Here is an 8731-nt window from a genome sequence, read left to right as displayed (position 1 = left end):
GCCGACTCGCGCCGACTCGCGCCGACTCGCGCCGACTCGCGCCGACTCGCGCCGACTCGCGCCGCAGGCTCACGCCGGCCCCGCCGACTCGCTTCCGCTCCGCTGCTCCGCAAGCTCACTCCTCGCCCGCGCTGGGTTTGTTGGGCGCGGGCAGCGGGGCTCGCAAGCTCACTCCTCGCCCGCGCAGTAGTCTTGTCTGTCGTGACCGATGCCGACTACGCCGAACAGCTCAAGGACCTCGACGCCACTCTTCGCAACATCGAGTCGGTGCTTGACATCGACCGGCTGCGGGCGGACAAGGCCCGTCTGGAGGAGGCCGCCTCCGCCCCCGACCTCTGGGACGACCAGGCCCGGGCGCAACAGGTCACCTCCCAGCTGTCGTACGTGAATGGGGAGATCAACAAGCTCGCGGAGCTTCGTTCTCGCCTCGACGACGCCAAGGTGCTGCTGGAACTGGCCGAGGCGGAGTCCGACCCGGGTGCCTTCGCCGAGGTCGAGACGGAGGTCGCCGGGCTGACCAAGGCCATCGACGAGATGGAGGTCCGCACCCTGCTCTCCGGCGAGTACGACTCCCGCGAGGCGCTGGTGGCGATCCGCGCCGGTGCCGGCGGCGTGGACGCGGCGGACTTCGCCGAGATGCTGCTGCGGATGTACCTGCGCTGGGCCGAGCGGCACGGCTACCCCACCGAGGTCTACGAGACCTCCTACGCCGAGGAGGCCGGGCTCAAGTCGGCCACCTTCACGGTCAAGGTGCCGTACGCGTACGGCACGCTCAGCGTCGAGTCGGGTACCCACCGGCTGGTCCGGATCAGTCCCTTCGACAACCAGGGGCGGCGGCAGACCAGCTTCGCCGGGGTCGAGGTGCTTCCGGTGGTGGAACAGACCGATCACATCGACATTCCCGAGAACGAGATGCGCTTTGACGTCTACCGGTCGTCCGGACCCGGCGGGCAGAGCGTGAACACGACCGACTCGGCGGTGCGGATCACCCACATCCCGACCGGCATCGTGGTCACCTGTCAGAACGAGAAGTCCCAGCTGCAGAACAAGGCGTCCGCGCTGCGCGTCCTCCAGGCCCGCCTGTTGGAGCGGAAGCGCCAGGAGGAGCAGGCCAAACTTCAGGGCCTGAAGACCGACGCCGCCGGATCCTGGGGTGACCAGATGCGTTCGTACGTCCTGCATCCGTACCAGATGGTGAAGGACCTCCGAACGGAGCAGGAGACCGGGACTCCCTCCGCGGTCTTCGATGGCGAGTTGGACGCCTTCATCGAGGCCGGTATCCGGTGGCGAAAGCAGCGGCAGCTTGCTGATGACAAAGCGTGACCGATCGTGGGCGCAGCGCACCATCGAAAATCGTGAGTGCTGGCAGATTGATGACGTGTCCCGAAATTGAGGGGCGCGGGATTTGGCGCATCGGTTACACCGCGTAGACTCACGACCCGTGATTCAGCTTGAGCAAGTGACGAAGACGTACCCGAAGGCGTCCCGGCCTTCGCTCGACAACGTGTCCGTCGCGATCGAGAAGGGCGAGTTCGTCTTCTTCATCGGCCCATCCGGCTCCGGCAAGTCCACCATCATCAAGATGCTGCTCCATGAGGTTGCGCCCAGTAAGGGGCGGATCGTCGTGAACGGCAAGGATGTTACGTCGATGCGCTCCTGGAAGCGGCCCGCCTTCCGGCGCTCGATCGGCTGCGTCTTCCAGGACTTCCGGCTGCTGCCGAACCGCACCGCCTACGAGAACGTGGCGTTCGCGCTCGAGGTGATCGGCAAGACCAAGGCGGTTGCCCGCCGGGTGGTACCGGAGGTGCTGGAGCTGGTCGGGCTGGGCGGTAAGGAGCATCGCTACCCGCAGGAGCTCTCCGGTGGTGAGCAGCAGCGGGTGGCGGTTGCGCGAGCGTTCGTGAACCGTCCGCTGATCCTGCTCGCGGACGAGCCGACCGGAAACCTCGACCCGGACACCTCCATCGAGATCATGCGTCTGCTGGACCGGATCAACCGCACCGGTACGACCGTCGTGATGGTGACCCACGACTCGAACATCGTGAATCAGATGCGCCGCCGGGTCATCGAGATCGAGAGCGGCCGGATCGTCCGCGACCAGGCTCGCGGCGTCTACGGGTGAGCCGGCGCTCCACCCCGACTGACGACCACCACCTGCCGGAGACGCGGAGGAATCTTCGATGCGCTTGAAATACGTCCTGTCCGAGGTCATGGTCGGTCTGTGGCGCAACGTGACCATGACCATCGCAATGATCATTACGATGGCGGTCTCGCTGACCATGCTCGGCGCGAGCGGTCTGATCTACGTCAAGGTCGCCGAGATGAAGGAGCTGTACTTCGAGAACATCGAGGTCTCGATCTTCCTCGAGACCGAGGTCACCGAGGAACAGAAGACAGCGATCAAGGCCGGGCTGGATGCCGACCCGCTGATCGAGAGCGTCACGTACGTCAACAAAGAAGAGGCGTACGAGGCTTTCGAGGAGATGTTCCGGGACTCCCCGGACCTGCTCAGTGCGATCGATCCAGAAGTGCTGCCGGAGTCGTACCGGCTGAAGCTGGTGAACCCGCAGGAGTACGAGGCGATCGGGGAGCAGTACGCCGAGATTGAGGGCGTCGACCAGGTGGTCGACAAGTCCAGCGTACTCGACAAGATCTTCAGTCTCTTCTCCGCGGGTCAGAAGATCGCCCTCGTCGCGGCGGTCGCGATGGCTGTCGCCGCCCTGCTCCTGGTCGCCAACACGATCCAGGTCGCCGCCTACAGCAAGCGGCGCGAGGTCGCGGTGATGAAGCTCGTCGGCGCGTCGAACTGGTTCATCCAGGCCCCCTTCGTCCTGGAAGCCGTGGTCGCCGGCCTGATCGGATCCCTGCTCGGCCTCGGCGCCCTCGCCGGGCTGAAGGGATTCCTCTTCGACGGCGCGCTGAGCGCCCTCCAGGGGCTCTTCGCGCCGGTCAGCTGGGGCGAGGTGCTGCTGGCCTTCCCCCTGATGGCCGCCGTCGGAGGTCTGATCAGCGCGGTCACCGCCTGGGTCACGCTCCGCTTCTACCTGCGGGTCTAGCGCCCGCCGGGCGGCCGCCGGGGCCGCCCGCGCACCCTGTCGGGCCAGGGCTCTCCCGCACCGGAAATAATCGGCGCGGGGGAGCCCTTGCGCTCCGGTAGGATGATCGCCGCTGCCGACCCAACGGGCGCAGCGACCGGGCTGTTCGACCCACGGGACGCAGCGACCAGGAAGGGAGGTGGCGCCGATGCCACGGGAGAAGGGGCGGAAGGTCGTCGCCTCCAACCGGAAGGCCCACCACGACTACTCGATCCTCGACACCTACGAGGCGGGGATGGCGTTGACCGGCACCGAGGTCAAGTCGCTGCGGGCCGGGCGGGCGTCGCTGGTGGACGCCTTCGCCCAGGAACGCAACGGCGAGCTCTATCTGCACGGGATGCACATCCCGGAGTACGTGCAGGGCACCTGGACCAACCACGAGCCCCGACGCACCCGCAAACTGCTGCTCAACCGCATCGAGATCGACCGGTTGATCGGCAAGACCCGGGAGAGTGGGCTCACGATCGTCCCGCTGCAGGTCTACTTCTCTGACGGCTGGGCCAAGGTCGAGATCGGCGTGGCCAAGGGCAAGAAGTCGTACGACAAGCGGCAGGACCTCGCCAAGCGGGACGCGCAACGGGAGATCGCCCGGGCCGCCGGCCGGCGGGGTAAGGGGATGACAGACTGAGCCGGCGTCCGGCCGGGGCGGGATGAAACCCGTTGCGTCAGGCGTTAGGCTTGTCGGTGCCGCCAACAGGGCGGCCCGTCGAGGGGGTGACTGGTTTCGACTTCGTACGTTGCGGCAGGGGAAGCGAGCCGAGGAAGCCAACGTCGTCTCGGAAATCGTTCGTTGGAAACCAATAAGCGCCAAGCAGAATCGCGCTGACTTCGCTCTCGCCGCCTGAGGCGAGTAGCAAGTCTGTCGGCCTGGGAGTGCCTTCGACCCAGTTAGCCGGCATCAGCTAGGAGGCTGGCCAATCGGCCCCGGTCGCGGGGGCCGTGCGGCGAGATTAATCAGCGACTGGGCCCGTCACACCGACTCGCTCGCGTGATCGGAGGGGCCGAGTAGAGGCACAGCGAGCTGCGCTCGGAGAAGCCCTGGCAAGGCGGCGAAGGACCCGGGTTCGATTCCCGGCACCTCCACCACCTGACCGATGCGCCCCAGTCCACCGGACCGGGGCGCATCGGCGTTTTCCGGCCTCGAAAGCTCCGCTACCACCAGGCCCGGCGTCGCTCCCCGGCGACGAGTGCCACCGGTGGGCTGGAACCAGTGCGCGGTGGCCGGCGTCGGAAGAGTATGCGTCGAGTATTCGTCACCCTGTGCGTGCCCCTGCTGCTGGTCGCCGGTTGCGCGCCGGCCGACCCGGAGCCGGCCGACGCCCCGCCGCCGGACGGCCGGCAGGCGGCGTTCGAGGAGCGGGCCACCCAGATCGCCGCCGCCTGGCAGCCCGGCCCCTCCTGGAGTGACGGGTACATCCCACTCCAGGAGCCCGTCATGACCGTCGGAGACCCCGGTTTCACCCCGGACACCCAGGCCGCCTTCCGGGCCGGCTGGTACCGGGACCAGATCCCGCTGCCGACGGACCAGCCCGAAGACGGCACCATCCAGTTCCCCTCCGGCACCCTCACCGTGCCGCTGGTCAGCGCCGCCGAGGCGTACCGGGAACTCGACCGGGGCGACCCACCGGCCTGCGGCGGGCGGCCGACGAACCCGGCCACCCCACCAGCCCCGGCAGATGGGCCGGACACCGGGGTGAGCACCGCGCCGCAGACCGCCTGCATCCCGCTCACCGTCACCGCCGTCGAGCTCGACAGCGTGCCGGTGCGGACCAGCCGCGGCGAGGCGGCGGTCCCGGCCTGGCTGTTCACCATCGACGAACTGACCGCCCCGGTGGCCCGGCTCGCGGTCGCCCCGACCGCCGTCGGAGAGCCGCCGGAGCCGACCGCACCCAGCGCGCCACTGCCCCAGGAGCTGGTCGGGGCGCTGGACCTGCGCGCCGTGGACGGCGCCACGCTGACCGTTCGGGTCGGCATCGGTGCGTGCGACACCGGCCTCACCCCACTGGTCTACGAACAGGATGACGTCGTGGTGGTCGGCGGCGCGGTGATCCGCAGCACCGGGGTCTGCACCGAGCAGCTCCTGCTCGAACCGGTGACCGTGCAGCTCACCGCCCCGCTGGGGGAGCGGACCGTCCTCGACGTGCTCGGCGGTGGGCCGCTGCGGCTCACCACCGGCTGACCGGCGATGGCCCGGCCGCCCGGGTCAGGGCAGCGCGAAGGGAAGCGTGATGCCGTCCAGGGCTTCCCCGCAGGCGCAGTCCCGATCCGTCGGCAGCTGGGCCACCGCGGTGAAGAGCAGCTCCCGCAGCCGGGCAGTGTTTTCGCCGAAGACCCGGAACACCTCCTCCTGGGTCACCGATCCGCCGCCCGGCACGCCCGCATCATGGTCGGTGACCAGCGCGATCGACGAGTAGCAGAGCGCCAGCTCCCGGGCGAGCACCGCCTCCGGGTGACCGGTCATGTTGACCACCGTTCCGCCGATTGCCGTGAACCAACGCGACTCGGCGCGGGTGGAGAAGCGGGGTCCCTCGACGACCACCACCGTCCCGCCGTCCACCGCCGGCACGCCCCGCTCGGTGCCGGCGGCGAGCAGCGTACGCCGGCCGACCGGGCAGTACGGGTCGGCGAAGGAGACGTGCACCGCGCCCCGGTCGTAGTAGGTCTGTGCCCGACCACTGGTGCGGTCGATCAGCTGGTCGGGCACGACGAACGTGCCGGGGCCCAGCTCCGGGCGCAGGCCGCCGACCGCGCAGGGGGCGAGCACCTGGCGGACCCCGAGCGAGCGTAGCGCCCACAGGTTGGCCCGGTAGGGGATCTGGTGCGGCGGATGCCGGTGATCCCGGCCGTGCCGGGGCAGGAACGCCAACCGGCGGCCCGCCACCTCGGCAATGGTGACCGCGTCGGACGGCGGCCCGTACGGGGTGTCGACTACATGCTCGGTGGCGCCGTCGAGCAGGGCGTACAGCCCCGACCCGCCGATCACCGCGAGTTCTGCCGTGGGACTCACCGAACCTCCCTCGTCTCTGTCGCGTCAGACCTTAGCCAGCGACCCAGCAGCAGGCTATGGTGCCAGGCATGGCGTTGACGGGGTGGCTGGCACCGGTGTCCCCGGTTGTCCGGGCACGGTCGGACTGACGGGGTGTCCGACATGCAGGAAGAGGGGCGGGCGATCGGCGGGCAGGCGACGGAGTCGATGGCCGGTCGGTTGCTGGTCGCGGCACCGACGTTGAAGGATCCGAACTTCGACCGGACCGTGGTGCTGCTGGTCGCCCACGAGCCGGGCGGGGCGCTGGGCGTCGTACTCAACCGGGCCACCGAGATACCGGTGGCGGAGGTGCTCGGCGGCTGGGGCGAGTTGGCCCGCGACCCGGCCGTGGTCTTCGAAGGGGGTCCGGTGCAGCCGGATTCGGCCATCTGCCTCGCCCGCATGCGCCACCCGCTGCGCCCGATGAAGAGCTTCCAGCAGATCGCCGGTGCGGTCGGCACGCTCGACCTGACGGCGGACCCGGCGCAGCTGCGGGAGAGCATCGCGGGCATCCGGGTCTTCGCCGGCTACTCCGGGTGGGAGTCGGGCCAGCTGGAGCAAGAGATCGCCGAGGGCTCCTGGTTCGTCCTGGACGCGCTTCCCGGCGACGCCTTCGTCGATCGTCCGGACGACCTGTGGCCGATGGTGCTGCGCCGGCAGGGCGGCATGATGGCGGCGGTGGCGCACTTCCCGGCGGACGTGGCGCTCAACTGACCCGGCGCGGTAGCCGGGCACCCCGCGCGATGACCGTGCCGGCCGGCGTGTGTATAGTTCTCCCGTGCCCGGGTGACCGGGTAGTGCACAGGGGGCCGTGGCGCAGCTGGTAGCGCACCACACTGGCAGTGTGGGGGTCAGGGGTTCGAGTCCCCTCGGCTCCACCGACCGCACCATGTGCGAACCGGTGGGTTTTTCGAGGTGCCCTCGTCCGTTGCGGGCGGGGGCATTGTCGTGTCGGTGGAGATCCTGACCACGGTATGACTCCCTGGTCGCAGAGTCGGACTTCGGCGATGCGGGTCTTGATGGCGGCCTTGCGCTCAGTGCGGGCGCCGCTGGCGATGATCGTGGTGAGTAGTCGCGGACCTGACTAGTCCGCTTCCACGAGCCGCTGCACGCCCTGGTATCGCTGTGTTTGTACGCTCGACGCCCATGGGGAATCTTGCTGCGGCGGGCTTCGGCGCTCTCGCTAGCCTCGTCGTGCTAGCGATTGGCGCTTGGCTTCAAGCGAAGCGTGAGCGTCGGCACTGGCTCCGTGACCAGACGCTTCGCGCAGCTGTGGACTACGTAACCAGCACGCGGTACCTGCTCAACAAGTATTGGACGGTGGGCGAGCAGGGCATGGATCAGGACGATCGGCGGGAGTGGCGGAGGACGATGCAAGTCTCTCGTTCGACTCTTACCCTCTTGTGTACCGCTCGGACCGTTTCACTGGCGAATGACGTCGCGGAGGCGCTCTACCGCCTCGGCCCCGACTCTGACAAGACCCAGCACACGGCGGCGGAAGCAGCCTTCCGGAACCTGGTCCGCCAGCTGCGGAAGGAACTCGGTTCACCCCAACTGGGCGGTTGATGTTCTCCCAGTTGAGGGGAACCTCACCTGGAGCCTCGTTTTGCCGCCGTGGGTCGTAGGCATCGACGAACCCGACCGGTGGACGCCGCTGACCTGCAAGTCTGGCCTGGGTATGGACGTCACTGACGTCAGGTTGATGCCCGTCTGGGGCGTGGTCGGGGGCACGGTGGTGGCGGAATCCCGGCGGCCGTCGGGGCGTTACACCATGCGTACGACCGAGCAGGCCTTCCGCCGATGGCGGATGCCGGGCGTGGGTGAGCCCCGGAATGTTGGCGGTCCGCCGGTCGTTACACATGGACCCGGCACCGTGCGTGTCCCCCGGACCGCGGTAGCCGAGGATCTTCTCTTTCCCTGTTCTTTGAGCGCCGGACGGTGCTTGCACCCCTGTGCCGCCTGACCCCCTTCAGGCGTGTGGGTGTCGACCCCCGAATGGAGCAACCCCCATGAACACGATTCTGCGTCGTAGCGTCCTTGGTATCGCTGGTCTGGCCCTGTCCACCGGTGTCGTCGCCGGCCCCCTGGGCACGCTCACCGACACCACCCCCGCGGCTGCGGCGGCGGCGGTGCAGGCCGACAAGCCCGACACCGGCAAGCTGATCCCGCACGGCACCCAGGGCAAGCAGTCGCGCATCGACCTAGGTGACGAGCAGACCGGCAACGTGAAGGCCATCATCGAGGCCACGAAGTCCGCTGGCATGGACGAGCGGGCCGCCGTCGTGGCGATCGCGACCAGCCTGCAGGAGTCGAAGCTGGAGAACCTGGGTCACCTGGGTGCTCGTAACGACCACGACTCGCAGGGCCTGTTCCAGCAGCGCCCCTCGTCCGGGTGGGGCACGGTCGAGCAGATCACCGACCCCGAGTACTCCACCACCGCCTTCCTCAAGGGCCTCAAGCAGGTCGAGGGCTGGCAGGAACTGCCCCTGACCGAGGCCGCGCAGAAGGTCCAGGTGTCGGCGTACCCGTTCCACTACGCCCAGTGGGAAACCCAGGCCGCTGACCTGGTGGCCGAGCACTGGACCAGCTGACCCCACCCCAACCCACAGAC

General features: G+C 68.8%; 8 protein-coding genes, 1 tRNA gene and 1 other RNA gene. 9 read left to right on the top strand and 1 reads right to left on the bottom strand.

Annotated elements, in window-relative coordinates:
• Nucleotides 1-201 precede the first annotated feature (201 nt).
• From prfB to H0524_RS09745, 6 genes are all read left to right on the top strand, one after another.
• Entirely contained in the window at nt 202-1323 is a 1122-nt protein-coding gene (prfB, locus tag H0524_RS09770; protein WP_180198336.1) for a peptide chain release factor 2, read from the top strand.
• 118 nt (nt 1324-1441) lie between these two features.
• Nucleotides 1442-2122: a cell division ATP-binding protein FtsE gene (gene ftsE, locus H0524_RS09765; protein ID WP_012181145.1), complete on the top strand. Its 681-nt coding sequence runs from the start codon at nt 1442-1444 to the stop codon at nt 2120-2122.
• 58 nt (nt 2123-2180) lie between these two features.
• Entirely contained in the window at nt 2181-3056 is an 876-nt protein-coding gene (gene ftsX / locus H0524_RS09760; RefSeq protein WP_180198335.1) for a permease-like cell division protein FtsX, read from the top strand.
• 187 nt (nt 3057-3243) lie between these two features.
• Complete coding sequence (gene smpB, locus H0524_RS09755; protein ID WP_180198334.1) at nt 3244-3723, top strand: SsrA-binding protein SmpB; 480 nt, start codon at nt 3244-3246, stop codon at nt 3721-3723.
• A gap of 82 nt (nt 3724-3805) precedes the next feature.
• Nucleotides 3806-4181: a transfer-messenger RNA gene (gene ssrA, locus H0524_RS09750) on the top strand.
• Nucleotides 4182-4332: 151 nt separating this feature from the next.
• Nucleotides 4333-5274: a hypothetical protein gene (locus H0524_RS09745; RefSeq protein WP_180198333.1), complete on the top strand. Its 942-nt coding sequence runs from the start codon at nt 4333-4335 to the stop codon at nt 5272-5274.
• Between the two features lie 24 nt (nt 5275-5298).
• Here the strand turns inward: H0524_RS09745 and H0524_RS09740 are convergent, their stop codons facing one another.
• Nucleotides 5299-6102 carry an S-methyl-5'-thioadenosine phosphorylase gene (locus H0524_RS09740; RefSeq protein WP_018727266.1) on the bottom strand — a complete coding sequence of 268 codons (804 nt, stop codon included), beginning with the start codon at nt 6100-6102 and terminating at the stop codon, nt 5299-5301.
• Nucleotides 6103-6243: 141 nt separating this feature from the next.
• Between H0524_RS09740 and H0524_RS09735 the strand changes: the two genes are divergently transcribed.
• The 3 genes from H0524_RS09735 (at nt 6244) to H0524_RS09725 (ending at nt 8711) form a co-directional block, all read left to right on the top strand.
• On the top strand, nt 6244-6834 hold the full coding sequence (locus tag H0524_RS09735; protein WP_180198332.1) for a YqgE/AlgH family protein: 591 nt from the start codon (nt 6244-6246) through the stop codon (nt 6832-6834).
• A 91-nt stretch (nt 6835-6925) separates the two neighbouring features.
• Nucleotides 6926-6998, top strand: a tRNA-Ala gene (locus tag H0524_RS09730).
• Between the two features lie 1131 nt (nt 6999-8129).
• Entirely contained in the window at nt 8130-8711 is a 582-nt protein-coding gene (locus tag H0524_RS09725; RefSeq protein WP_180198331.1) for a hypothetical protein, read from the top strand.
• The last annotated feature ends 20 nt before the right edge of the window (nt 8712-8731 follow it).

Source organism: Salinispora sp. H7-4 (assembly GCF_013416675.1).
Lineage (GTDB): Bacteria > Actinomycetota > Actinomycetes > Mycobacteriales > Micromonosporaceae > Micromonospora > Micromonospora vitiensis.
Note: the sequence above shows the minus strand (reverse complement) of the source record. Positions and strands in the feature narration are given on the sequence as shown.